The 24,573-nt window shown below is 44.4% G+C and carries 22 protein-coding genes; 7 read left to right on the plus strand and 15 right to left on the minus strand.

All coding sequences use genetic code 11. The annotated features are described in order from the left end of the window. Nucleotides 1-39: 39 nt before the first annotated feature. Nucleotides 40-1,431, minus strand: coding sequence for a PLP-dependent aminotransferase family protein (locus R7Q38_RS05855; RefSeq protein WP_238969967.1), 1,392 nt, complete (start codon nucleotides 1,429-1,431; stop codon nucleotides 40-42). A 258-nt stretch (nucleotides 1,432-1,689) separates the two neighbouring features. Between R7Q38_RS05855 and R7Q38_RS05860 the strand changes: the two genes are divergently transcribed. The 3 genes from R7Q38_RS05860 to R7Q38_RS05870 all read left to right on the plus strand — a co-directional run bounded on the left by R7Q38_RS05860 (nucleotide 1,690) and on the right by R7Q38_RS05870 (nucleotide 3,988). After that, on the plus strand, nucleotides 1,690-1,920 hold the full coding sequence (locus tag R7Q38_RS05860; RefSeq protein ID WP_276439344.1) for a hypothetical protein: 231 nt from the start codon (nucleotides 1,690-1,692) through the stop codon (nucleotides 1,918-1,920). Between the two features lie 245 nt (nucleotides 1,921-2,165). After that, nucleotides 2,166-2,465 carry a hypothetical protein gene (locus R7Q38_RS05865; protein ID WP_104975446.1) on the plus strand — a complete coding sequence of 100 codons (300 nt, stop codon included), beginning with the start codon at nucleotides 2,166-2,168 and terminating at the stop codon, nucleotides 2,463-2,465. A 332-nt stretch (nucleotides 2,466-2,797) separates the two neighbouring features. Further along, nucleotides 2,798-3,988: an amino acid aminotransferase gene (locus R7Q38_RS05870; RefSeq protein WP_042522780.1), complete on the plus strand. Its 1,191-nt coding sequence runs from the start codon at nucleotides 2,798-2,800 to the stop codon at nucleotides 3,986-3,988. Nucleotides 3,989-4,077: 89 nt separating this feature from the next. Here the strand turns inward: R7Q38_RS05870 and R7Q38_RS05875 are convergent, their stop codons facing one another. After that, on the minus strand, nucleotides 4,078-4,719 hold the full coding sequence (locus tag R7Q38_RS05875; RefSeq protein ID WP_064368581.1) for an outer membrane beta-barrel protein: 642 nt from the start codon (nucleotides 4,717-4,719) through the stop codon (nucleotides 4,078-4,080). Nucleotides 4,720-5,033: 314 nt separating this feature from the next. Between R7Q38_RS05875 and R7Q38_RS05880 the strand changes: the two genes are divergently transcribed. Both R7Q38_RS05880 and R7Q38_RS05885 read left to right on the plus strand, forming a co-directional pair. After that, a complete protein-coding gene (locus R7Q38_RS05880) occupies nucleotides 5,034-6,923 on the plus strand; it encodes a DUF294 nucleotidyltransferase-like domain-containing protein (protein WP_017636107.1) in 1,890 nt (629 codons plus the stop codon). Between the two features lie 8 nt (nucleotides 6,924-6,931). Next, the gene (locus tag R7Q38_RS05885) at nucleotides 6,932-7,651 is read left to right on the plus strand and encodes a 3'-5' exonuclease (protein ID WP_005376881.1); all 720 of its coding nucleotides are present in this window, start codon (nucleotides 6,932-6,934) and stop codon (nucleotides 7,649-7,651) included. A 70-nt stretch (nucleotides 7,652-7,721) separates the two neighbouring features. Here the strand turns inward: R7Q38_RS05885 and R7Q38_RS05890 are convergent, their stop codons facing one another. Both R7Q38_RS05890 and R7Q38_RS05895 read right to left on the minus strand, forming a co-directional pair. Continuing rightward, the gene (locus tag R7Q38_RS05890) at nucleotides 7,722-9,605 is read right to left on the minus strand and encodes a methyl-accepting chemotaxis protein (protein ID WP_005376880.1); all 1,884 of its coding nucleotides are present in this window, start codon (nucleotides 9,603-9,605) and stop codon (nucleotides 7,722-7,724) included. Between the two features lie 231 nt (nucleotides 9,606-9,836). Beyond that, nucleotides 9,837-11,408: a BCCT family transporter gene (locus tag R7Q38_RS05895; protein ID WP_005376879.1), complete on the minus strand. Its 1,572-nt coding sequence runs from the start codon at nucleotides 11,406-11,408 to the stop codon at nucleotides 9,837-9,839. Nucleotides 11,409-11,795: 387 nt separating this feature from the next. Between R7Q38_RS05895 and R7Q38_RS05900 the strand changes: the two genes are divergently transcribed. Next, the gene (locus R7Q38_RS05900; protein WP_005376877.1) at nucleotides 11,796-12,272 is read left to right on the plus strand and encodes a MarR family winged helix-turn-helix transcriptional regulator; all 477 of its coding nucleotides are present in this window, start codon (nucleotides 11,796-11,798) and stop codon (nucleotides 12,270-12,272) included. Between the two features lie 40 nt (nucleotides 12,273-12,312). On the opposite strand, the gene R7Q38_RS05905 is transcribed toward R7Q38_RS05900, so the two are convergent. The 6 genes from R7Q38_RS05905 to R7Q38_RS05930 form a co-directional block, all read right to left on the minus strand. Continuing rightward, nucleotides 12,313-12,951 carry a response regulator gene (locus tag R7Q38_RS05905; protein ID WP_017636110.1) on the minus strand — a complete coding sequence of 213 codons (639 nt, stop codon included), beginning with the start codon at nucleotides 12,949-12,951 and terminating at the stop codon, nucleotides 12,313-12,315. Then, a complete protein-coding gene (locus tag R7Q38_RS05910; protein ID WP_005376873.1) occupies nucleotides 12,944-14,299 on the minus strand; it encodes a cache domain-containing protein in 1,356 nt (451 codons plus the stop codon). Before R7Q38_RS05910 ends, R7Q38_RS05905 begins: the two co-directional genes overlap by 8 nt. A gap of 151 nt (nucleotides 14,300-14,450) precedes the next feature. Next, complete coding sequence (locus R7Q38_RS05915) at nucleotides 14,451-15,737, minus strand: TRAP transporter large permease subunit (RefSeq protein WP_005376871.1); 1,287 nt, start codon at nucleotides 15,735-15,737, stop codon at nucleotides 14,451-14,453. Nucleotides 15,738-15,749: 12 nt separating this feature from the next. Continuing rightward, complete coding sequence (locus R7Q38_RS05920; RefSeq protein WP_005376869.1) at nucleotides 15,750-16,289, minus strand: TRAP transporter small permease subunit; 540 nt, start codon at nucleotides 16,287-16,289, stop codon at nucleotides 15,750-15,752. 115 nt (nucleotides 16,290-16,404) lie between these two features. After that, nucleotides 16,405-17,496: a TRAP transporter substrate-binding protein gene (locus tag R7Q38_RS05925; protein ID WP_017636112.1), complete on the minus strand. Its 1,092-nt coding sequence runs from the start codon at nucleotides 17,494-17,496 to the stop codon at nucleotides 16,405-16,407. A 414-nt stretch (nucleotides 17,497-17,910) separates the two neighbouring features. Then, nucleotides 17,911-18,315 (minus strand): hypothetical protein, encoded by a 405-nt coding sequence (locus R7Q38_RS05930; RefSeq protein WP_005376863.1) that lies wholly within the window; start codon nucleotides 18,313-18,315, stop codon nucleotides 17,911-17,913. A gap of 273 nt (nucleotides 18,316-18,588) precedes the next feature. Between R7Q38_RS05930 and R7Q38_RS05935 the strand changes: the two genes are divergently transcribed. Continuing rightward, the gene (locus R7Q38_RS05935; RefSeq protein ID WP_005376857.1) at nucleotides 18,589-19,254 is read left to right on the plus strand and encodes a DUF2982 domain-containing protein; all 666 of its coding nucleotides are present in this window, start codon (nucleotides 18,589-18,591) and stop codon (nucleotides 19,252-19,254) included. An 18-nt stretch (nucleotides 19,255-19,272) separates the two neighbouring features. Here the strand turns inward: R7Q38_RS05935 and R7Q38_RS05940 are convergent, their stop codons facing one another. From R7Q38_RS05940 to R7Q38_RS05960, 5 genes are all read right to left on the minus strand, one after another. Next, nucleotides 19,273-19,929 carry an MBL fold metallo-hydrolase gene (locus tag R7Q38_RS05940; protein WP_149191754.1) on the minus strand — a complete coding sequence of 219 codons (657 nt, stop codon included), beginning with the start codon at nucleotides 19,927-19,929 and terminating at the stop codon, nucleotides 19,273-19,275. Between the two features lie 129 nt (nucleotides 19,930-20,058). Beyond that, a complete protein-coding gene (locus R7Q38_RS05945) occupies nucleotides 20,059-20,607 on the minus strand; it encodes a DUF882 domain-containing protein (protein WP_165439055.1) in 549 nt (182 codons plus the stop codon). Between the two features lie 166 nt (nucleotides 20,608-20,773). Continuing rightward, nucleotides 20,774-22,315 (minus strand): murein L,D-transpeptidase, encoded by a 1,542-nt coding sequence (locus R7Q38_RS05950; protein WP_201273792.1) that lies wholly within the window; start codon nucleotides 22,313-22,315, stop codon nucleotides 20,774-20,776. 153 nt (nucleotides 22,316-22,468) lie between these two features. Further along, nucleotides 22,469-23,551, minus strand: coding sequence for a DUF1513 domain-containing protein (locus R7Q38_RS05955; RefSeq protein ID WP_149191751.1), 1,083 nt, complete (start codon nucleotides 23,549-23,551; stop codon nucleotides 22,469-22,471). After that, nucleotides 23,532-24,569, minus strand: coding sequence for an imelysin family protein (locus tag R7Q38_RS05960; RefSeq protein WP_064368585.1), 1,038 nt, complete (start codon nucleotides 24,567-24,569; stop codon nucleotides 23,532-23,534). Before R7Q38_RS05960 ends, R7Q38_RS05955 begins: the two co-directional genes overlap by 20 nt. Nucleotides 24,570-24,573: the final 4 nt, after the last annotated feature.

Below are 24,573 nucleotides of genomic sequence, written 5' to 3' on the forward strand. Positions count from 1 at the left end.
CACTGATACAGTTTGAGCAAAAAACAGGTAAACAGTTGGCTAATGAAGTAATTCTCCGACCGTCTTCACGGCTTGTTCTAATTCATCATTTACAGGTAACGATGTATTAAGCCTCAGGTAGTTCTCATAATTTGGAGTGACAGAAAACAACTGACCAAATGCTACAGTGATGTTCGCTTCCAATAACTTCTGATAAATCGCTTTTCCGCACTTTGTTTTCGGCAGTTCTATCCAAAGAAAATAGCCGCCTTCCGGTTGCGTGTAACGAATCGATTGGGGAAAGTACTTATCAACCAGTTCAATAAACGCCAATTGCCGCTGCTCAAGATTCTTTCGCAGTTTTCTAAGATGGCTATCATAACTATCGTTTTGCAAGTAATGCGCGATACCCTGCTGGATTGGCGCGCTGCCTGACAACGTCGAGATAAGTTGCAGCTTTTGAAGTTGCTCATTGAAGCGTTTGTTTACCACCCAACCCAGCCTATAGCCAGGGCAAAGGCTTTTTGAAAATGATCCACAATGCAACACGCGCTCTTGTGTATCAAAAGCTTTAAGTGAGCTTGGCTTTTTTTCAGAAAAATAAAGCTCTGAATACACATCATCTTCGATCAAGTACACATCGTATTTGTCAGCCAGTTCGACGATACGTTGCTTCTGCCCGTCACTTAATAAAGTTCCTGTTGGATTGTGAAAGTTAGTCATTAACCAACATGCGCGAACATCATTGCCGGCAAAAGTCGCTTCAATTTGATCCACTGAATGTCCAGTTAACGGATCCACCGTTATTTCTATCGCCTTTAGACCTAAACGTTCAATCGCTTGAAGTGCGCCATAAAACGTCGGTGATTCAACTACAACAGTATCTCCAGGCTGGGTCACGGCCTGAAGGCTCAAATTCAACGCTTCTAATGCGCCAGAAGTAACGACAATATCATCATGGGTAAACACCATACCTTGTTGGATGTACCGTTGAGCAATCAAACGGCGTAGAGACTCACAGCCCGGCGGCAAGTTATCCAATAACGTCTCTACCCCCATCTTCCTGCCTGAGCTGGCTAGGTTGCGGTTTAGCGCCTCTAATGGGAACAATGCTGGGTCTGGAAACGCGGAGCCAAACTTCACCGCATTCGATGAAGCCTGATTTTTGAGGTAGTCGTAAAGTTCATCGTTGATGCTGGAGCGATAAACGGAAGTGGCTGGAGAACTCGGTTCGAAGCGGTCCAACTCCGCAGTCACAAAGTATCCAGACTGAGGTTTCGCTGCGACCCAACCTTGTGCTTCGAGCAGCTGATAAGCTTGTAATACCGTACCTGCGCTGACAGAATGGTTTCGGCTTGTTACACGCACTGATGGCAGCTTTTCCCCTGCTCTCCAAGTATTTTGCTGAATCTGCGTTTTGAACAGCTCAGCCAGTTGACGGTATCGGTTCATGTTTCCCTCATTTCACTTACAGCCGCACCATAGCATACTTCGCGCCAGCATTCTGATATGGGAGTATTCAATTTAGCAACGTAATTTATCAAGCTTATAATAGATATTTCAGCCACGAAGTGAGCGTTTATATCCCATACTTTGACCGTTACACACATATTGCCTCACATCTTTGCAATACCTAAAAGCCAAGGTTTTACGTTGGACTGAGTTCGTTAAACTCACTTCGAGCTACGGTCTTTAAATCAGGAGGAAGCGATGAAAGTTTTTACAATGGACGATCTCTCGTATCGCGGAAAACATAAAGGTGTACATAGTTGGAACCATCCTGGCAGTACCACCCCTTATTATTGGCATCCTGATTGGCTGCATATCGCTGAAGATGCTTTGGGTGAACACAAAAAGGCTGACCTTGAAGTCCCTGATGGAGGAACAGCGACAGAAGAGCATGCAAAAGCGGCGATTCTCAAACACTTGAATGACGAGTAGTTTAGGCTCTATCACCGTTCAAGAATAGCACTAGGTAGGCGAATCCATCGTTGTATGCTTTAAACACAAATAAAGCTAAAACCTGCCAAATAGTAAATTCTTCTGAATGAGAAGTACGCATCTTCTATAGCGTTCAAAGGGCAAAATAAGTCGATTGTTATCACATTAATTTTCATTACATCTGTTACATTTAAATAGTAATGGTGATGCACACCTCAACTCATGGATTATGAGAGAAAACAATAATGGCGAAATACAACGAAGAAGATATTAAATACAAAGGTGAATCCAACGGCGTACATTCTTGGAGCTCTCCTTCCGGCCAACCTTATTACTGGCATCCAGATTGGTTACACGTTGCAGAAGATGCGACGGGTACGCACCCGAAGCAAAAACTTGAAGTTGAAAAGACAGAAGTACCAACCGAAAAGCACGCGTTAAAAGCGATCTTAAAGCATGTGAATGACTGGGCGACTGAAAAGCTTTCTTCTAACCCTGACATCGAAACCAATGCGGTTGAGTCGGAAATCAATCTGAAGAAATAACCCCAACCGATATCCATACTTCTAACAGTAAACGCTCCACCTTTGGTGGGGCGTTTTTGTCTCAACAAATCCTCACTAGACAACTATAAACGCGTTAACGCAAAGCACTGAATTGAAACGATTGGGATGTGTGCAAAACTTCTCCAACCATGGCATAAATGCCCTTCAAACTCTGTGCCTACCAAACGTTTTCATGGCAAAAACTTTAGTTATGTTAGAATTCTGTTTCAAATCGCAACTTTTTTAGGTTTTCTTTTCAGTAACGGTTGTAACCAATATTGCTGAAAGGTATAAATGTTAGCACACCCCTTCGATTAACATGGATGAAGATTATGTTTGAAAAAGTAGTTGCCGCTCCGGCTGACCCTATTCTTGGCCTTACTGAAGAGTTTAAAAAAGATGCTCGCGCAGACAAAATTAACCTTGGCGTAGGTATTTACAAAAACGAGCAAGGCGAAACTCCCGTTCTTGCGACAGTAAAGAAAGCTGAAGCAGCACTTGTTGAAACTGAAAAAACCAAATCTTACCTAACCATCGAAGGCACAGCAGAGTACGGCATTGCAGTGCAAAAACTGCTTTTCGGCTCTGATGCAGAAATTGTAAACGAAAAACGCGCTAAAACAGCTCAAGCTCCGGGTGGTACTGGTGCACTACGTGTTGCCGGCGAGTTCATTAAACGTCAACTAGGCGATGTAAAGATCTGGATCAGCAACCCTACATGGGCAAACCACAACGGCGTATTTACTGCTGCTGGTATCGAAACGGCACAATACAGCTACTACAATGCTGAAACAAAAGACAAAGACTTCGATGCGATGCTAAATGATCTGCAATCTGCATCTGAAGGCGACATCGTGCTTCTACACGGCTGCTGTCACAACCCTACAGGGATCGATCCTACGGCTGAAGAGTGGGAAACATTGGCGAAACTTATCGCAGAGAAGAAATTGCTTCCTCTGTTCGACTTCGCCTACCAAGGCTTTGCTAAAGGTGTGGAAGAAGATGCTGCAGGTCTTCGTACTTTTGCTAAGTACAACAAAGAAATCCTAGTCGCGAGCTCTTTCTCGAAAAACTTTGGCCTATACAATGAACGCGTAGGTGCCTTCACGTTAGTAGCAGAGTCAGAAGAAGTCGCAACAACCGCATTTTCTCAAGTTAAAGCCATTATTCGCTCTATCTACTCTAACCCACCTGCACACGGCAGCGCTGTCGTGACTCACATTCTTGGCAACGCCGAAATGCGTGCGGAATGGGAAGCTGAAGTAGCAGAAATGCGTGACCGTATTCAAGAAATGCGTGAACTGTTTGTAGCGACACTAAAAGCAGAGGGTGTGGACGCAGACTTTAGTTTCATCGAACGTCAAAATGGTATGTTCTCTTTCTCTGGTCTTTCTAAAGAGCAAGTTAACCGCCTTAAAGAAGAGTTCGGTATTTACATTGTCGGTTCTGGCCGAATCAGTGTTGCTGGTATGACGAAGTCAAATATGGGCCCTCTGTGTAAAGGCATTGCAGCGGTTTTATAATCGACTGTCGCATACTTCATTAAAAGGAAAGGTCAGCATAAGCTGACCTTTTTTGTTTTAACTTAACGCCAAAAACGAACCCGTCCGATCTAGTAGACAAACTTCAAACTCAGCCCAACTTCATTGACGTAATCTGAGCTTTCACCGCTGTAATCAGTATCTCTAAACTGATAAAAAAGACCAGTGCCGATGACTTTATGCCATTGGTAGTTAAGACCGATCTTAAAATTGTTCTCATCAACGATATCACTACTGTTCAACTCCACTTCAGCTGTCGCAATAAGCTTTTCACTGAGCAAGTAATTCACCCCAACAGTTACAGCTTGAATCAATTCGCTATCGGAAGACAACGTATTATCCGTTTTGTCGTCCGTCGCTTTCGCTTTGATTGCGCCTATTCCATATAGCCCGTAGATATCGAATTGCTCTGTAACTCCATAACGGTAACCACCACCAAACAAAAGGCGGTCAATGCGAAGAGTAAAATCATCCGGATGGAAAAACTGCGCTGAGTAATCAACATTAAACAACCAGTTCTCAGTAAACAAATAGTTACCACCGAGTCCAACTGTGGTCGCATTAGAGTTATCTAACCATTCTTCGTTTGTCGTTCCGGCACCAACATCCAAATGAATGTGTTCGTACCCAAATTTTTCTGCTTGGTCCATGACCGCTGCGCTTGATATCGCCGGCAAAGCAGCTAAAGAAACAAGCAATAAATTTCTCACCATTCGACTTCCTTTCATGAGAATTATCTAAACACTGTATTCCATCGCCTGAGCTACTTGGCTCAAGAAGAATAGCTTAATCTAAAGACGTGATAACGATCTGAAACAGCCAAAGAGCTAATCAGTCATCACGAAGAAAACATATCGACGACGTCTTTTTCAATTGAGGTGACCATATAGTAGTAAAAATGAAGCTCCCTTATCGTGCGATATGTCAGAATCTTATGACTGAGCACGAAAATCGCGGTTCAGATAAGACTCTGTTTTAAAACTAAGTTAAGATTACTTTATTATTTGCGAACTAAAAGGCGCCTTCGATGGATGCAGAACTTCTCGAGATTTACAACTTTCTCGCCAAGTATCCCCCGTTCAATGAACTCCCTGAAGAAACACTAAACAAGGTGACAGAGAGTGTCGAAATCTCGTACTACCGAGAAGATACCCCCATCATCCATTTTGGAGACTATATCCAAGATTTATACGTGGTGCGAAGCGGTGTTGTTGAAGTTTATCGACGCAAAGGTGAGCTGTATAACCGCCTTGACGAAGGTGACCTATTTGGCCAGATGGGCATGCTCACCAATAACAAAGTCCGCTTTCCGGTAAAAGCCATTGAGGATACCCTGCTCTACTGTATTCCTGGTGACATTTTCCAAGAAATTTACGATAACTTTGATTCCTTTGCGGATTTTGTTGAAGTTGAAAATAGCGCTCGTTTACGCCAAGCCATTTCAGAAAACAAAGACGCCAATGACCTGACGACGTCGAAAGTGAAAACCTTGCTGACTGGCGATGCTCATACGATTGATCGTGGTCAGACAATCCAGCAAGCCGCGCAGCAAATGGCGAATGACAACGTATCGGCTTTACTTATCGTCGACCCAGATTTCGTTCGTGACGAAGACGATCCACAGTCCCCAGTACTTGGTATCATTACTGACCGTGACTTGTGTACCCGTGTGTTAGCTGAAGGTTTGTCCCCACAGGACGATGTGTCCAGTGTGATGACCACGGAGGTCATGTCTCTTGACCACAACGCTTACATCTATGAAGCAATGTTAACGATGCTGCGTTACAACGTACATCACCTACCAGTGGTAAAAAACCAATTACCAATCGGTATTATCGAAACAACCGACATTGTTCGTTATGAATCTCAGAATTCGTTGTTGTTGGTGAGTAGTATTTTCCAACAACAGACTATCGAAGATTTAGCCGTTGTTGCCGAAGAAGTGAAAAGCAGCTTCGTGCGTCTGGTCAATGAAGATGCCAACTCTCACATGGTGGGTAGCGCGATGTCGGTCATTGGCCGAAGCTTCAAACAGCGTCTGCTAGAAATGGCAGAAGAAGAGCTTGGCCCACCGCCAATTCCTTATTGTTTCCTTGCACTTGGCTCAATGGGGCGAGATGAGCAACTGTTGGTGACTGACCAAGATAACGCCATCATTCTAGATGAGACCTATCAAGAAGAGAAACATGGTAAATACTTCGAAGCCCTAGCAAAATACGTCAGCGATGGGTTAGATGCCTGTGGCTACAAATATTGCACAGGTGATATTATGGCAACCAACCCACTATGGCGCATGACTCGTTCAGAGTGGGAAGAGTGTTTTGCTGACTGGATTGATAACCCGAACCCGAAAGCACTACTCAACGCCTCCATCTTTTTCGACTTGGATGGTGTCTATGGCCGCTTAAAATGGGCAGAACAGTTAACTAGCTTTATTGTTCGTCGCGCTCGAAAGAACAACCGCTTCTTAGCGTGTTTGGCTCGTAACGCACTAAACAGAACACCACCTCTAGGCTTCTTTAAAGACTTCGTGATGGAAAAAGATGGCAGACACAACAACTCCATCAACCTCAAACGTCGCGGTACTGCTCCTCTGGTCGACTTAATTCGTGTTCACTCTCTGGCAGTTGGCTCACGTGCACAGAACTCGTTTGAGCGTCTCGACGACATCATTGACGCTGGCATTTTGCCAAAAGGTCGAGCACAAGACTTAAAAGACGCGTTAGAGTTTATTTCCATGGTGCGTATTCGTCACCAAGCGACGGATGTGGAACTAGGCATTGATCCTGATAACAATATCGAACCAGAAAACCTCTCTGAGTTTGAACGTCGCAACCTAAAGGATGCATTCCAGATCCTAAGCAATGGTCAAAATTTCCTTAAGTTCCGCTACCAAGCGAACAAGAGCTTTAAGTGAGGTTTAGCATGATTAAAAAGCTCTTTCAGAAGCCAACCATTCAGTGGCCAACGAAGTTTGAACAAAAGCTGGAGATGGCGAAGGATGAGAATTTAATTGCGTTTTATAGCAACAAGCCGCCTGCTCCAGAAACACCGTTATCTGAGGTGGAGTTCGTGGCGTTAGATTTCGAAACGACGGGTTTGAATCCTGAAAAACATGACATCATTACTATTGGTTTAGTGCCGTTTAACCTGAAGCGAATTTTCCTACGTAACTCGCGTCATTGGAAGGTACGTCCACAGCGTGCACTCGATGAAGACTCAGTCATTATACACGGTATTACTCACAGCGAATTGATCGATGCGCCTGACTTAGGCGATATCTTAAGCGAGCTGCTACCATGCTTAAGCGGGAAAATCATTGTTGTTCATTACCGTCGTATCGAGAGAGAGTTTCTGGATAAAGCGCTCAAAAGCCGTTTAGGGGAAGGTATTGAGTTTCCTGTTTTAGATACGCTGCACCTTGAAGAAACGATTCAACAGAAACGTTCAGGCTCTCTCTGGGAGCGTTTAAAAGGGAAAAAACCAGAATCGGTTCGGCTAGCGCAATCTCGACGCCGTTATGGGCTGCCAGACTATACGCCTCACCATGCATTAACCGATGCAATTGCTACCGCAGAGCTACTGCAAGCGCAAATCGCCCATCATTACAGTGAAGAGCAACCCATCAGTGAGTTCTGGCTGTAATATACTTCACGCTTAATAGCGATCAAAAAAGGAGCCAGATGGCTCCTTTTTTACTTAGGTTGAGACAAGATTACAGCTTAAAGCGTTGAATCTCTTGTTCAAGTTCGTGTGATAGCTCAGACAGGTGAGCAGCTTGTTCTGCTGCTTGATGAGCTTCGACTGACAGCTCGTTAGACACATCACGAATACCTTCAGTGTTACGAGTGATCTCAGTGGTTACCGATGCTTGCTCTTCTGCTGCTGAAGCAATCTGCGTTGCCATATCACTGATACGCTCAACAGCAGTGTGGATTTGCGTCAAGCTCGCTGCAGCCGCATTGGCATCATCAACACTGGTGTCAGCTAGACGACGACTGTCACCCATAATACCGACCGCCTTGGCTGTTGTGCCTTGTAGCATCTCGATAGTTTCTTGAATCTCTTGCGTTGAAGCATGAGTACGTTGGCTCAATACGCGGACTTCATCTGCAACCACAGCAAAACCACGGCCTTGCTCACCTGCACGTGCCGCTTCGATCGCCGCGTTAAGTGCAAGTAGGTTCGTTTGCTCTGCAATGCCTTGAATCGTTGATAGAATCGTATTGATGCTATTTCCGTGCGCTTCTAGCTCTTGAATCACATCAGTAGCAACTTGAACTTCTTGCGCTAAGTTCTGAATAGAACCTTGCGTTTGAGTTACTTGGCTTGAACCGTGTGAACAAGCTTGAACCGCTTCTTCTGAGTTACTTGCCGTGCTATCAGCATTACCTGCAATTTCTTGTGTCGCTGCTGCCATTTCATTCACAGCCGTCGCCACCATGTTGATTTCATCTTGCTGGTAAGAGATACGCTGACTACGCTCCTCAGCTTGCTGTGCTGTCGTGCGTGCTTGCTCTGAAAGCGCAGAAGATACGTGGCTAAGCTTAGTAACCATTGTGTGCATGTTGCCAACAAAACGGTTGAAGTTTTCCGCCAGTTTACCTACTTCATCATCACTGCGTGGTTCTAGGCGTTGCGTTAAGTCACCTTCGCCAGATGCAATTTCTTCCAGTGCATTTGATACGCGGTTCAAGTCACGGAACAAGAAACCAACTAGCCAAGAAACTGCAAGAATAACCACAATCGTGATCGCCACAGCAGTGAACAATAGATCTCGTAGCAATACCGCATGACCTGCTTCTTCTGTTGCGCGATCCATTTCAATCGCAAACATCCAATGCGTACCAGGAACTTTATTGAAGTAGTAAAGCTTCTCTTTTCCTTTGATTACCGTATCTTCGATACGACCTTCATCGGCGGCGCGCTCAATTGCCTCTTCTGAAAAATCTTTTAGAACACTGGTGATAGGCTTAAGCGTCAAGCTTTTATCTGGATGCGCTAAGAAGGTGCCTTCATTCATGTCGATTAGCATCGCATGCGCGTTTTCACCTGCATCTAAGTTAATCACATCGCTGATAAGCTGATCGATCAGTACGTCCGCACCAACAACACCAACAAACTGACCATTTTTCATTACTGGCTCAGCAATGGTCACAAGTAGTGCATTCGTGATTGCGTCTTGATATGCGGCTGTGATGATTTGCTTACCTGCGGCATCAGCATCCTTGTACCAAGGACGTGTGCGAGGGTCATAATCAGCACGGTTACGCTCCGGATGAGAGCGGTACATATCACCGTTTGGTGTACCAAGGAAGATGTCATCGAAGCCACCAGCCTTGCGAGCTTGTTGTAGGAAAGGAACAACGTCTTGCTCGGTCGAGTAATCGTTGAACGCAGTGGCAATATCTTTACGGATATTGACCCAATCAGAAATTCCCTCTGACGCAGTAGTACTAAGACTTTGCGCACGTGAATAGACACCTGAACGAGTCTGATCAAATAATTGACCAGCCGACAACCAAGTAAGTGCTGTTGCCATCACAACAACAGCAGAAAGGCTTGCGCCTATAAGCTTTTGTTTTAATGATAATTTCATATTTATAGTTTTTTGAGTTGGGAGAACAGTTAAGGTGCATGAATATTACACACTTTTTTACGACTATTCACTAATTTTTAAAAAACAAAATAGCACATTAACTCTTTGTAAAGTATGAACTTTCATGTGTCATTTTTTTGTCTCGAGCGTCATAAAAACCGCACAAAAAAAGCCAGCAAATTGCTGGCCTTTTGATTAATTGTTAGTCAGACGGTTTTATAAAATGCCGAATTACTGACGCTCGGTTCGCATACCCATCAATAAGCTCACACACATTGCAAGCAGAATGAAGGTAAATGGCAGTGCTGTAGAAATGGCACCGGCCTGAAGAGCTTGAACCGCCTCGGAGCCACCAATCCATAGCAGAGCAACCGCAATTGCACCTTCCATGAATGCCCAGAAGACACGTTGAAGCACAGGTGCATCGACTTTACCACCTGCCGTGATACTGTCGATAACAAGTGAACCAGAGTCAGAAGACGTAATGAAGAACACAAGTACCAGCACAACAGCGATGATAGAAAGCATGCTACCAAATGGAAGAACATCAAACATTTGGAACATAGCAAGTGATACGTCAGTCAAGCCATTTGTGCCCAGCTCACCTACTTTATCAACAACTTGCTCGATCGCCAGGCCACCAAATACAGACATCCAAACAACGGTAACCGCAGTTGGAACCAGTAGAACTGCTGTGATGAACTCGCGAACGGTACGACCACGAGAAACACGCGCGATGAACATGCCTACGAATGGCGACCATGAAATCCACCAAGCCCAGTAGAACACTGTCCAGCCTTGGAACCAAGCTTCGTCCGTACGACCAAACGGGTTACTTAGTGGGATGATATTCTCTACATATGCCATAAGTGTGGTTGGAATCGAACCTAGGCTCGCCGCCCAACCGATAAGACCAACAAGGAGAAGTAGCAAGAACGCCACAACCATGTTGATGTTACTAATGACTTTAACACCACCATCGATGCCGCGTACGACTGAAACAACAGCAAGTAAAGTCACCACGGTAATAACGACGATTTGCAGACCTAGGCCTGGCTCAACACCAAATACGTGATGAATACCACTTGCTGCTTGCTGCGCACCTAGACCTAGGGATGTAGCAAGACCAAATAAAGTCGCAAGCACAGCCAGAATGTCCACAATGTGGCCAGCCCAACCCCATGCACGATCACCCAGAAGTGGGTAGAAGATCGAACGCATAGATAGCGGTAAACCTTTGTTGTAGGCAAAGAATGCTAAAGAAAGTGCTACAACACCGTAAATTGCCCATGGGTGAAGGCCCCAGTGGAACATCGTTGCACCCAGTGCCAATCTCGCGGCTTCTGGTGTATTTGCCTCAACACCAAGTGGCGTTTCATACCAACCGGTGAAGTAAGCGACAGGTTCTGCAACACTCCAGAACATTAAACCGATACCCATACCAGCTGCAAATAGCATTGCAAGCCATGACATAAACGAGTAATCGGCAACAGCGTCTTTACCACCTAGTCGAATCTTACCCATTGGTGAGACGATAAGCGCCAAACAGAAAATAACGAAAATGTTACCTGCAATAATGAACAACCAATCGAATGAACCAATAATTTTCCACTTCAGCCCATCAAGTGCCGTCTTTGCGGTATGTGCATCTAGAACTAATGCAGCGACAAGAAACAGCGCAATTAAACCTGCACTAATACCAAAAACTGGGTTATGAACATCAAAACCCCATTTTTGAACGTTGTCCTGACCTACCGTATAGTCGGTACTATCGATACTGTACTTATCTATACCCTTTGTCATCGTTCCTCTCTATTTTTGTAGTGTTTTTACGTACCAAACAAAAAAATCTTTCGAACACGATACGTTTTGCATTCCGTGAAGGCGCAAGATCCTATCATTTGACACGTTTTTGTCTATCTTTTTGCTATTAAAAAATCCAATAACTTACTTTTCACTGTGTGGTTACGGCCTTTGATAGAACAAATCACTACCACAATAGTTAGACCACAAACATTTATTGCTATAATAATTTTAGCTCTTCTTATTTTGTCGAAAAGGCGCGACAAAATGGTATTGAGGACACGGCGTAAAATTGTAGGGGTAATTTTTGATTTCCCCCCTTTAAATAAGGGCGCATTTAAGTTAGTGTCGCCTCGATAAATGTTCCCTACAGACTGGATGAATAAATTGGAAAAGTACGAAGAAGTATTGGTCTCGATTCGTCAGATCATCCGCGCTATTGATTTACATTCTAAAAAGCTGAGCAAAGAGTCTGGATTGACTGCTCCACAGTTGATTTTGATGCGCGCTATCAATGACTTAGATAACGTGACGATTAAACAGTTGTCTAGCCACACTAACATGAGCCAAGCGACCGCAACGACCATTCTAGATAGACTAGAACGAGGCCAGTTTGTTGAGCGTCAGCGCAGTGTTCAAGACAAGCGTAAAGTGCATGCTGTACTTACGAGCAAGGGCCAAGAAGCCTTAAAACAAGCACCAACGCCGCTGCAAGAGCACTTCATTAATCGATTCCAAAAATTGGAAGAATGGGAGCAATCCCTTCTACTATCTTCCGTTCAACGCATCTCGACGATGATGAATGCAGAGGACATCGATGTTGCTCCAATGCTAGAGCTTGGTAGCATTACCAAAGCCGATTAGTTTCGCTCCCACGTGCTCGCTTTTTGCGGGCACTACTCTCCTACTCAGTCAAGCCAGTTTCAAACGCATATTTTGCTAACTCTGCCGTCGAATGTAAGTCCAACTTGTGCTTAATGTTATGGCGATGCGTCTCTACCGTTCGATAACTAATATTGAGTAAAGTGGCGATTTTTTTGCTGCTGTTTCCTTGAGCAACTAATTTAAGTACCGCTTCTTCCCTGCGGCTGAGAGGATTCGTTTTTTGCGTGGCAGGCACCACTTCTTGGGTAAAGAGTGTTTGTGTGACGGATTCACAGAAATACGTCGAGCCTTGGTTCACCGTTTTTATTGCTTGCACCATTTTCTCGGCCGAGATTTCCTTGAGCATATATCCTACGGCACCAGCTTGCATGACCTTCATGATGTACTCGCGATTATCGTGCATGGTCAACATAAGTATTTTGCTCTCTGGGCGAGCTTCTTTAATTACACCAGTCGCTTCAATACCGTTCATTATTGGCATGCTGATATCCATCAATATGACGTCCGGTTGCAAGTGTTTTGCGACCTCTATCGCTTCCAAGCCATTACTTGCTGTACCCACCACTTCGATGTCAGACTCTAACTCCAAACGAGCCATGAAGCCATCCAATACCACTTGATGATCATCGACAATCACTACACTAATCGGTTTATCCATAAACTATTTCATCCAAATTAAGCAGCACAGTAATCTCTGTTCCCAAGCCAAGCTCACTCATTAGCTCAAATTCACCACCGATGAACTCTACACGCTCTTGCATGTTCCTTAACCCAATCCCTTGTTGGTGCACTGCATGGTTAACCACAAATCCAACCCCATCGTCACGTATGAGTAATTGCAGCATATTGCCCATTTTTTGCAAAGTAACCGTTACTTTTTTCGCTCGCGCATGTTTTTCAATGTTATTCAAAGACTCCTGAGCGACGCGATATAGCGTCGTTGCGACTTCCGAAGTCAGTTTGTGCTGCTGAGTATCGAAATTGCTCTCGATATCAATCCCGGAATGGGAATGAAAATCCTGTAGCAAGGTCGTCAGTGCTGCTTCTAAACCGATATCATCGAGGGCGCTTGGACGGAGCTGATGAGAAATATGCCGCACCTCATTTATCGCGGTGACGAGCGATCGTTGTGATTTATCTAAGTGGGATTTGAGTTTTTCGTCTTCCAGTCTATGACTCATTAAGTCTAAATGACATTTACTGGAGACTAACAACTGATTGATTCCATCATGCAGTTCTCGCGCTAAATGCTTTTTCTCATCTTCTTGGAACATCACGGTTTTATGTGCCAATTCTTTCAGGTTCTTATCAGCGAGGCGATGCTCGTGCAGATTGATCGCCAAAGTGAGAACAATGATTACAGCAACGGTCACCGCTAAGATCACGACGACTGAGAAAAATGTCGTTTCGATATTTTTGTTCACTGCCGCGCGCATATTGGCGACTTCTCGGCTTACATCCTCAATATACAGCCCAGTACCTATCATCCATTCCCACTTATCGAGCCATGCAGCGTAACTAAGCTTAGGGACGACTTCACCCGTAGATGGCTTTTGCCATAGGTACTGATGAAATCCTCCACCTGATTGCGCTTGATACAATAAAGCTTCGATTAAGCGATCGCCATTTTCGTCTTCAAGATAGAGTAAGTTTTCCCCGACAAGCTCCGGAAGAACTGGGTGTACAAGGTTGGTACCATATTTATCATAAGCAAAAAAATAGCCGTCCGACCCATAACTCAAACGATTTAAAATCGCTTTCACACGCGTTTTGGCAACACTCTCTTCTAAAGTCGGATCGTTGTAGATGTAAGAAATGGAGTCAAAAGCGACGTCGACCGTATCTTTCAGCGCCGCTTCTTTTGATTGGATCAGGTTTTGATGAAAGATCTCCACCTCCCTTTTGCCAAGGGTCTTAGTTTGATAGATAGAGATCCAGCTGATACTCGCTGACACCAATACCACGGGTATCAGTGTCAGCAGAATTAACTTTGCTTTGAGAGGCATCCCTTCCCTCCATGAAACGCTGCCTTTACAGCTTACTATCTTAGCAGTACAAACGAATCGATTGTGTCTGCATAGACATAATTAACAGCTTAACAACTTGTCTCAAAAGGTAAAAACTCTCAGTTCACAAAATCTCTTTATTATCGAGTGATTAACTCATACCGTAAAAACCTGGGAAAAACAGCAAAGACGCCAACACAACAATCTGAATCGCGATGAATGGCATCACACCTTTGTAGATATCTCGCGTAGTAACCCCTGCTGGAGCGACACCTTTTAGATAGAACAAACTAAAGCCAAATGGCGGTGTGAGGAACGACGTCTGCAAGTTCATCGCAATAAGAATCGCAAACCACGTCATATTAATGCCCATCAATTCAGCGACTGGCGCAATAATTGGCACGATGATAAAACAGATTTCAACGAAGTCGATAAAGAAACCTAAAATCAGAATCACCACCATGGTAATAATAAGGAATCCCCACTTTTCACCCGGCAGTTCTAACATCCACTCTTCAACTAAATAATCACCACCGGTGTAGGTAAATGCCATTGAGAAGGCGGTCGCACCAAGTAAGATCGCAAAGACCATTGCGGTTACCTTAACTGTCTCTTTTGATGCATCATAAATCATCGACCAACTAAACTGTTTATACAATAGCGATAAAATAATCGCACCTGCACCGCCCAGTGCCGCTGACTCTGTTGGTGTTGCAATCCCTGCAAAGATGGAGCCCAATACCACGATGATCAATGCTAAAGGTGGCAATACAGCTTTCAGTGCGGTGAGCACTTCTTGTTTACGACTGATCGACTCATCACGCTCTATCGCCTGTGCGGCTTGAGGGTTCAACTTCGCGTAGATGAGAATGTAGATCACATAGGCGCCAACAAGTGTAATACCGGGCCAGATCGCAGCTTGAAATAGGTCCCCTACCGGTACGCCAAGTACATCACCCAACAAGATCAACACGATAGAAGGTGGGATAATTTGGCCCAACGTGCCAGACGCACAAATAGTCCCACACGCTAAACCTTTGTCGTAATTGTACTTGAGCATCACAGGAAGAGATATTAAGCCCATCGCAACAACTGATGCGCCTACCACACCCGTTGAAGCTGCAAGCAATGCGCCAACTAACACGGTAGAAATAGCGATACCACCGCGAACGCCACCGAACAAACGCCCCATTGATTCTAGTAGCTGTTCAGCAAGCTTCGTTTTCTGTAGCACTAGCCCCATAAAAACGAACAGCGGTACGGCCATTAGCACCGTATTTTCCATAATGGACTGAATTCGATATGGCATAAAAGCAAACATCTCGATGCCTTCAGCCCAAACACCAAAAATCAGCGCGATACCACCAAAAGTAAAGGCAACGGGAAATCCCAATAGAAGCGCAAAGAGCGCAACAAAAAACATCACTATACCGATCATAATGACTTCCTTTTACGACTTACCGTTATTACCGGCATAGATGAGATGAGGGTTGACAATTTTGTTGATTGAATGAAGTAACAATCCAATACCACTCACCGCCATAAAGAAAAATGACAGCGGAATCATCGCTTTGATAATCCAACGATATGGTAAGCCACCTGGGTCACCAGACGTCTCGCCTAACGCGTAACTCTCCTTGGCGAAATCAATACCAAACCAAGCTACCAGTAGGCAAAAAGGGAATAAGAAAAATAGTGTGCCTATGATGTCGATGATGGATTGTGCTTTGTAAGATAAGCGTTCATAAAAAATGTCGACGCGGACATGGCCACCGGACTTAATTGCGTAAGGCACACCAAGCAAGAACACGGCAGAGAATAGATGCCATTCCATTTCTTGGAATGCGATAGACACATCATTAAACACGTAACGCATGACAACGTCGTACACAACGTTTGCTAACAACAAAATAAACAGGATGCTGGATAACCATCCGAGAAAATCGCTAAAGCGGTTAAATAATCGCTCAATATAAATAAGACTTCTCATTCCGAACTCCGTGGAACGTTTAGATGCGCTCCGCTATGGTGCGGAGCATTCATTATGAAGTTTTCTTGGGCTTCGATAGCAGGCTAAACCTCTCGGCATCGCCTGCTTCATAACGTTATTGTTGAGCTTGACTGTTTAAGTACGCTCGGTGCGAAATATCTGACCATGGTCGAACTTGATTCATATAGTTCGCTTGCGACTCTTGAATCTCTTTCGCCAAAGCATCTTTTTCTGCATGTTCTTTCAACAAACGATCGTTTGCTTCTCTCAACGCAGCTACTACTTCAGGTGGGAAATCTTTTACTTCAACATTTGGGTATTCAGACTTAATAGATGCCCAGTTTTTGCCGCTTTCGTGTTTCGATTGCGTGTACATATCGTAAGCGGCCGTTTTCATGGCTACTTGCAAAATCGCTTTTAGATCATCAGGTAGACGGTTCCAGGTGCGCTTGTTAACGAGGAACTGAAGCTCAGTCGCTGGCTCATGCCAACCTGTGTAGTAGTAAGGCGCGATTTTGTGGAAGCCCATACGTAGATCCAGCGATGGACCAACCCATTCCAAGGCATCAATTGTGCGACGCTCTAGAGAAGTATATAGCTCACCAGGGGCGATATTCGTTGGCTTGGCACCTAACTCAGCCAAAATCTCACCAGCAAACCCTGGGATACGCATTTTCAAACCCTGTAAGTCCTCGACGGACTTGATCTCTTTTTGGAACCACCCGCCCATCTGAGTATCGGTATTACCGCCAGGGAAAGACATCAAGTTATGTGGAGAGTACACTTTTTCCATCAGCTCCATACCACCGCCGTAGTAAAACCATGCATACTGCTCAGTTGGCAACATACCGAAGGGCATAGAAGTGAAGTAAAGTGTGTTTGGAACCTTACCCTTCCAGTAATAAGACGCTGAGTGGCCCATGTCATACTGACCCGACTTAACCATATCAAACACCCCAAAAGGCGCTTTATGCTTGTTTGCGGAATCAATGCGGATTTGCAAACGTCCGTTGGACATCTCTTCCGCCATTTTGGCCATGTTTTTTGTGGTATCACCAAAAATTGGGAAATTAGGCCCCCAAGTTTCAGCAAGCTTTAAACGATAGACTTTTTCAGCAGCGTTTACAGAAGTCGCTGCGAGTGCCATCGCGGCAGCGACAGCGGTTGTTTTGAGCACTCGTTTTAAAGATTTTTGGATTAGACTCATCGTTCACGTCCTTTATCACCAAGGTTATTGTTGTCATCCATTTCATTAGGATTGGCTGTATTCGGTATAAAAGATGTAACAATGTTGTCTAATGCGAAATGGGCATGAACACGGAAGCGAGTGATTCATCAATAAGGCATTAGCCTAAGGTATTACGTACAAGTACGTAGGAAAACCGTCATGACAAAAGACTAATAATAGCAAAATCAATAAATTATATTTTTATCTATGAATAAAAATAAAAGACAATACTTACGTATTTTTCTGCCAAAAAATTTACATAGTATTTAAGAAAATGTGACAAACCACTTATTGGTAGTGTTAAAGTCAGTACTTAATGCATTATTTCCAATACCAAGATAAAAAAATACCTCGGCATCGGCCGAGGTATTCAATCCAGAACGGTAGCGGTAATTAAACTGCTTTGTAGATAACTTTGTTACCTGCTAACTGCTCTTTTTGAACTAGGTTTTCTTCAAGAAGCTTCTTTAGTGCGCCAGTAGCCCATGATGCCGCTTTAGTATCTTCTTGACCTGCAGCTAGACCGATGCCTTTAGGGTTAATACCTTCAGCATTCGCCATAACGATGTCTAATACTTGTTGTTGCTTAGGAGTAAGGGCAACATCAACTGTTTTCACTGCAGCTACTTTTTTATCAGCTACTACTTTCTCCGCAACAGCTTTTTCAGCAACAGAAGGTGCTACTGCTTTTTCCGCAACAGGCTTCACTGCTTTAGGTGCTGCAGCTAAGTTTGCTACTGTCGCTTTAATGCGTTTTTGCAGTTTCATCTGCACTTTACGCTTATGAGCAAGTCTCATTGAATATTTCTCCAGTTCACTGCATCTCAGCAGGGATGAAAATTTGAAGCGCGTTTTATACCAAAATTCACAAGCAATTTGTAGGTTTTAGCGGCGAAACGCGATGAAAAATGCGCTCAAAGCATAGAACGTCTACTATTTAATCAGATATTTTATGAACGGATTTATTGAATACTGGGTATAAAAACAGAGGTTTGTTTTATTTTAAATGCAAGTCAATGCATATAAAGCTGCCCACTCATTTTTGAACAAGTATTCGATGAGGTTATAAGCATGGAAACGCTGCACCTAACAAATTCACATTTCAAACCCGACTCCCCTATCAACAGAATACTTTTGTTGCTCGTTGCACTCATCACTTTGTTTTTGGTTGCCATTTCTCCGGGATGGAAGCAAGCCATGCTGTCGGTCATTTTGATGTCTGCAATCGTTGGTTTCGCCATCTTGATGATTAAGAAAAGCCAAGTCACTTTTACGCTGACAGCTTCTCACTTTCAGCAACACCTTTTTAAAGGAGGTTGGGTCGTCCGATGGCGAAATATTGAGTCAATCGGTATTTGTAGCTACCAACAGGAAGGGTGGCACCAACCGCTACCTTGGATCGGTATTCGTCTAAAACACTACTCACCCTACTTAAATTCAATCTGCCCTCGTATAGCGACAGAAATTCTCCTCAGCCAGCGAGCACTGCTTTACTTAGGCGCGAAACAAAATCAGTGTGAAGATAAGTTTGAGGATATGGTGCTTGACCCTAAACCGTATATAAACAGAGATGGGATTGAGTACAAAGGTTTGTTAGCGATGCTCGCCAACCGGATGAAGTATCAGAGAGGCTTTTATGGCTACGATCTATTTATATCAGCAAGTGATCTAGATCGTGAGGCTGAGGATTTTGTGGGACTGACTCGGCGATACTTAGCTGCCGCCGAGCCAGAATAATGCTTAGTACACGCACTTTTAGTAAAGCGGCATCTCGTCAGCAACGAACGGGTTAGTTTTACGCTCGTGACCGAAAGTCGATTGAGGGCCGTGACCAGGGACAAACGTGACATCATTGCCTAAAGGCCACAATTTCTCTTTGATAGAACTAATCAACGTATTGAAATCACCTTGTGGAAAGTCAGTTCGACCAATGCTACCGTTAAACAAAACGTCACCCACAAACGCTAAACGCGCTTCTTCACTGTAAAGCACAACGTGACCAGGTGTATGACCAGGTGTGTGGAATACATTCAGCACTTGATTACCAAAAGTGACAGTGTCACCCTCATTTAGCCATTGGTGCGGTTCAAACGCTTCTGTCAGCGGGAAACCAAACATTTGGCTCTGACCTTCCAAACCTTGCAACCAGAAGTTATCTGCCTTGTGAGGGCCAACAATCTCTGTACCGCCAAGCAGTGCAGACAGCGGCTCCGTGCCACCTACGTGGTCCAAGTGACCGTGTGTTAGCACTAGGTTTACCACGTCAACACCCAGCTCTTTGATAAGCATAACGAGCTGCTTTTCATCGCCGCCTGGGTCAACCACAATACCTTTCATGGTTTCGTCACACCAGACAATAGAACAGTTTTGAGAGAAAGATGTTACTGGAACAACTTGGTATTTCAGAGCCATAGATAACCTATACCGAATAAATTTGCGTGAAAACTGCCGCAACTATGACACTAAGGCCTAGCGACTTCAAGCTTTGAACTGTGGGTAATCGACGACGTTCTGAGACTAGAAACCTTGTCTCAACTAGCACTACCAGGAACGAACAGCTCCCGTATCGATATGAACAAAGTTACTACCTGGATAATAACCCACGCCACCGGCTTTTAGGCTTAATGCAGCATCACGAACCGTTGAAAGCTTCACGCCGTCTAAACGAAAATCAATGGCCTTTCCTTCCATGTGCATGCTCTTTTTCGCTACACGAGAAGACCCGTTGCGCAGCGAGGCGTTAGTGGCAGGAGAACGGTAACCTGAAATGACGATCACCTCTGCTTCTGTACCAATTAACTTTTGAATTTGACTTATTTGATCGAACAAGCGTCTATCCATGGGATGAACCTCATTTCGTCGATGGTCTCGACAAAACTCATTCAGCCTTTGAAGTTCATCATTAATGTATCGTTTTCCATCGAAATAGCATGTTTCGAGGATCTCTCCAGTATTAAGATTGTTCATCGTCAGTGCACGTGGCTCGTCAGGGAGTGAAGCCCAAGAAAATGATGGCAGGGCAGACGCCAACACCACACCACCAGCGGTCACTTTAAGGAAATCTCGGCGGGAAAAGTTACGACTTACCATTTCAAAATACAGTGCTCAACAACTAGACAAGTCGTGGACATTAACCAAACACATTTGTCACGTCAAATGCATAAAACGCTCCATCTTGATTTTCAGATGCAGTAATTATTGCTTAATTATTGAACGAAAAGAGAATTCTTCGTTTTGTAAATTTTCCTTAAAGATTTCAACTGCGGTGATCGTACTTATAGATATCATCACGGTAGTAAAGCGTTCCCTCTTCCAACCATGCTGTTTGATAAATGATGTGTACTTGAATGCGCTCTCCCAAAGGAACTGACGTGTTAGACCGACGAGAACTTTCTCGCTTTTTCGCTAAACGTTCTTCCAACCCCTGAGTTTTGAACAGAAGTTCTGCTAACTGGTCTGCATGTTCTACACGAACACATCCTGAGCTGAATGCGCGTCTGTCCTGTTCAAACAAGTTCTTACTTGGCGTGTCATGCAAATAAATAGCTTGTGGGTTAGGCATATTGAACTTGTACAATCCCAGTGCATTTTGTAAGCCCGACGCCTGTCGCATACGATAAGGAAATGTTCTCGGATTCACTGTTGCCCAATTGATGGTTGTAGGGTCAATAATTTCGTTCGAAGTCCAAGACCGAATGATTTGAATGTTATGGTTAATCAAATACATCGGATTACGTTTTACTTTAGGAATAATGTCTTTAACCATGATAGTCCAAGGCACGTTCCAAGTTGGGTTGAGAATAACTGAATCCAGTGCTACCGACATGATGGGCGTTTTTCTTGATGCTCTCCCTACCACGACTTTAGACTCAAACAAGGGTTGACCGTCATGCCAATACGTGACTTCGTATCCAGGCACGTTAACAAAGACAACATTATCCCTTTCTTTCGACCAAATTCTTGAACGCTCAGAATTCAACGCCAACAGATGCAATCGCTCTTGAGGAGAAAAGTTGATCCATCGAATGGTATTCGGGCCGATAACGCCATCTTCTTTCAAACCATGAATACGCTGGAACTCTTTTATCGCAAGCTCTAATTGTTCGTCATATTCTTCAGTGACTAAATCCAAGTAAGAAACATCTACGCCTACGATCTCCATTCGCTCAATCAACAGGGGTCTGTTTTCTAATGTATCGCCAACACGTGCTAGCCCAGTTTGTTGATAGGCCGGATATTGGTACTGAGAATGTTCCGATAGCGAAGAATAGGCGGAGTAGAAAGCATCATCTGTTTGTAGTGGAGACCGGAGACTTGCCAAAAACTGACCAAGTTTGCCAACCGTAATCTCATTACTCAGAACCGATAAAGTATCGATGCTAGGAGCGGGTAACGTAACATGGGCTTTGTCTGTAAATAGCCAATTAACCCCTTCTTCGGGGAGTTGCTCAAGATAACTAAGGTACATCAAGAGTGAATCTGTCATCACTAAATCGAAGTCGAGATTATCTCCCTGCCACCTTACTTGGTTTATCCGGTGAAGTTGATTTTCGAATTCGTCGGTGACATCCGCAAGTGCAACCAGGTTTACTTGAAAAAGAAACTGCTCAATATCACTTTCATTTTCCCAGTTCAAACGGTAATTGGTGCTTTGATACAGTTGATCAATCACCTCTGGATAATGGATCATTTTTTCTACAGACAGCTTTTGTACCGCTCCCTCTTGCTCGACTTGCGCTGAAGCTTCGAGAGAAACGACGGTGGAAAAGCTGCAAAACGGCACCAGAAGTGCCGTCATGATTAAAACCCTAGCAAACACTGAAATGATCCTTGCGCTACTTGCCATAATAAAAAGTATGGCAAATATCTCACAGCTTGCAGGTTTAAAATTAAGAATCTGATGCCGAAAACGACAACAAAACTCTCTATAAGTAATTACTCAATGATCTTTCTAGATAATTCTCGACCAATGGTTATCCCATTGCACACCGCTTGCGAAGGTATTTTTTGACTCTTCAGGCCTTTGCTCTACCACTTTTCCCGCTCCAGAACTGACTCGGAATTCATCACCGTAGATCACAACACCAGAGGCGTCTGGTAACGCACTTAACTCGACCAATTTGCCCGTAGATTTAGACCATATACCATAACAACTGCCCGGAGGCGAAGTGGCTAAGATCCATTCATCGGTTGCTGCAATACTCGCAACGTAGTGATTGAAACGCGCCCACTCTTCAGGCTCAGCTTGAAGATCTTGCATTTCACCACCACGCGTGTGCATGGCGAGCAAGGCTGGATACTCGTCCGGCTCACCACGATATTGCTGACCACAAAGCACGGTTTCCGCACCATCATGGGCTAAGTGGCGAATACTCAACTTATGATCCGGTAAAGACACTTGATCCAACAGCTCACCTTCTTGTGAAAGGTAACTCAGGCTGGGTCTCATGCTATCAAGATTGAGAGGTTCACGGCCGTTGGTGTGTACGCCACCGACGCCAATCGCTAATGCGCCATCAGGCATCATGATCACTTCATGAGGGCCAAGGCCAAAACCCGTTAACTCATCAATCTTTTGATATTGCTTCTGCACATCATAAACACCAATGATCCCGCGGCTTGTCCCCCTCTCCCCTTCTGTGGCAAATAGCAACGTGCCATCATGGGAGTAAACACCATGTCCATAAAAATGACGATTTGGCGTTGCTAGTTGCAGTTTGATCATCTGCTCTGAGCGATAATCAAACACCATGAAGAAAGTACCAGGTCGACGACCAAAAACTACGGCGTGGCCTTGTTGGTTGGTTGCCACACCGTGACCACGCTCAGGAATCGGCAATGAAGATAGCGGCATACCATGCTCATCCGCCACCACCGCTGCATATTTATCTCGGCCAATGATAGAGCAGCCGATCAACGCAGGCTCACGTGAGCTTGTTGAAGCACAACCAAATGGCATCATAGGTATAGCCGCCCCGAATAGAGCGGCTTTCAGCAAAGTTCGGCGGGTTTGATCAGTCACCATCGGTTGCATTAAATCCTATAACTACGCCAAGCTCGATCGCCACTTCTTCGTGAATCAGGTACTTCAATTGCTCTAGCTTATTGTATTGAGAGAGCACCATGCGATAGCCTTCTTTTGTTTGTAGTGCAGCAAACAAGCTCTTATCTTCTGGCCAAGTTTCTAACGCCATTTCAAACTGATGAACAACACGGTCTGCGAGATCTGCATGGCCTTGCTCTCTTAATAACGCATCTAAACCATTTCCGTTAGCAAAGTACAACGCTTCCATCCCTTGAAGGTTGGCTTTTAGGTTTGAAAGCGAAGTTTCTGAACGCCATGACTCTGAGAAATACGGGCGAGGCTTACCAATCTTCGCTAGCGGTCGGCTCAACTTCTTCATGCTGTATTCAAGCTGATTCGAGAGCAGTGAAATGTACTCAGACTCCCATTCTGTCATCTCTAGCGATTTCCAAGGGTTCTCTGCCCAAGAATCCGCGATGATCTGCGCTTTGTTATCGAGGTTTTCTGCAATCGCTACGCCTGTCACACAAGTATTGCTGTTGCTAGATAAGGTCGACGCTTTATCGTAAAGCAGCCATTCCAGAGCCCCTAAACCTTGCACGGTGACACTTTGGGTGGAGATATCTTCTGCACTCCAAGCTTGGTCAGATTTCGTCAATATAGACATTTTACGACCAGTAGTGTTCTTTTTATCTGGCCAAAACTGAACATTCCAGCTTTGCTCCAATGCCGTAGCAGGGCCACGTTCTTGACCTTGTAATGCCATCCACGCAAGCATAGTTTGATGCCACTGCTGTTTTACTTGTGCATCATCTTTCGACTCTGATGCGCAGTAATCCGCGAAGCGCTGTTCAAGTTCTGTGGTTTGCGCTAAAAACGTCTGAGCTGATTGAAACTCGACCTCGTACACGCTTTGAGAAATATGACTTGTACTCTCAGGCTTGGCAGAGCTCGAACCGATGGTCGATTGGCAACCAACCAAACTTAACGTTGCGGCAATCGCACTCACTAATAGTGTTTTTTTCATGGTT

Source organism: Vibrio sp. Vb0598 (genome assembly GCF_033338935.1).
GTDB classification, from domain to species: domain Bacteria; phylum Pseudomonadota; class Gammaproteobacteria; order Enterobacterales; family Vibrionaceae; genus Vibrio; species Vibrio alginolyticus.

What these genes read in the sequence shown, in the direction of transcription:
- R7Q38_RS05855 (WP_238969967.1), bottom strand. Translation starts at nt 1,431, where the DNA reads ATGAACCGATACCGTCAACTGGCTGAGCTGTTCAAAACGCAGATTCAG.
- R7Q38_RS05860 (WP_276439344.1), top strand. Translation starts at nt 1,690, where the DNA reads ATGAAAGTTTTTACAATGGACGATCTCTCGTATCGCGGAAAACATAAA.
- R7Q38_RS05865 (WP_104975446.1), top strand. Translation starts at nt 2,166, where the DNA reads ATGGCGAAATACAACGAAGAAGATATTAAATACAAAGGTGAATCCAAC.
- R7Q38_RS05870 (WP_042522780.1), top strand. Translation starts at nt 2,798, where the DNA reads ATGTTTGAAAAAGTAGTTGCCGCTCCGGCTGACCCTATTCTTGGCCTT.
- R7Q38_RS05875 (WP_064368581.1), bottom strand. Translation starts at nt 4,719, where the DNA reads ATGGTGAGAAATTTATTGCTTGTTTCTTTAGCTGCTTTGCCGGCGATA.
- R7Q38_RS05880 (WP_017636107.1), top strand. Translation starts at nt 5,034, where the DNA reads ATGGATGCAGAACTTCTCGAGATTTACAACTTTCTCGCCAAGTATCCC.
- R7Q38_RS05885 (WP_005376881.1), top strand. Translation starts at nt 6,932, where the DNA reads ATGATTAAAAAGCTCTTTCAGAAGCCAACCATTCAGTGGCCAACGAAG.
- R7Q38_RS05890 (WP_005376880.1), bottom strand. Translation starts at nt 9,605, where the DNA reads ATGAAATTATCATTAAAACAAAAGCTTATAGGCGCAAGCCTTTCTGCT.
- R7Q38_RS05895 (WP_005376879.1), bottom strand. Translation starts at nt 11,408, where the DNA reads ATGACAAAGGGTATAGATAAGTACAGTATCGATAGTACCGACTATACG.
- R7Q38_RS05905 (WP_017636110.1), bottom strand. Translation starts at nt 12,951, where the DNA reads ATGGATAAACCGATTAGTGTAGTGATTGTCGATGATCATCAAGTGGTA.
- R7Q38_RS05910 (WP_005376873.1), bottom strand. Translation starts at nt 14,299, where the DNA reads ATGCCTCTCAAAGCAAAGTTAATTCTGCTGACACTGATACCCGTGGTA.
- R7Q38_RS05915 (WP_005376871.1), bottom strand. Translation starts at nt 15,737, where the DNA reads ATGATCGGTATAGTGATGTTTTTTGTTGCGCTCTTTGCGCTTCTATTG.
- R7Q38_RS05920 (WP_005376869.1), bottom strand. Translation starts at nt 16,289, where the DNA reads ATGAGAAGTCTTATTTATATTGAGCGATTATTTAACCGCTTTAGCGAT.
- R7Q38_RS05925 (WP_017636112.1), bottom strand. Translation starts at nt 17,496, where the DNA reads ATGAGTCTAATCCAAAAATCTTTAAAACGAGTGCTCAAAACAACCGCT.
- R7Q38_RS05930 (WP_005376863.1), bottom strand. Translation starts at nt 18,315, where the DNA reads ATGAGACTTGCTCATAAGCGTAAAGTGCAGATGAAACTGCAAAAACGC.
- R7Q38_RS05935 (WP_005376857.1), top strand. Translation starts at nt 18,589, where the DNA reads ATGGAAACGCTGCACCTAACAAATTCACATTTCAAACCCGACTCCCCT.
- R7Q38_RS05940 (WP_149191754.1), bottom strand. Translation starts at nt 19,929, where the DNA reads ATGGCTCTGAAATACCAAGTTGTTCCAGTAACATCTTTCTCTCAAAAC.
- R7Q38_RS05945 (WP_165439055.1), bottom strand. Translation starts at nt 20,607, where the DNA reads ATGGTAAGTCGTAACTTTTCCCGCCGAGATTTCCTTAAAGTGACCGCT.
- R7Q38_RS05950 (WP_201273792.1), bottom strand. Translation starts at nt 22,315, where the DNA reads ATGACGGCACTTCTGGTGCCGTTTTGCAGCTTTTCCACCGTCGTTTCT.
- R7Q38_RS05955 (WP_149191751.1), bottom strand. Translation starts at nt 23,551, where the DNA reads ATGCAACCGATGGTGACTGATCAAACCCGCCGAACTTTGCTGAAAGCC.
- R7Q38_RS05960 (WP_064368585.1), bottom strand. Translation starts at nt 24,569, where the DNA reads ATGAAAAAAACACTATTAGTGAGTGCGATTGCCGCAACGTTAAGTTTG.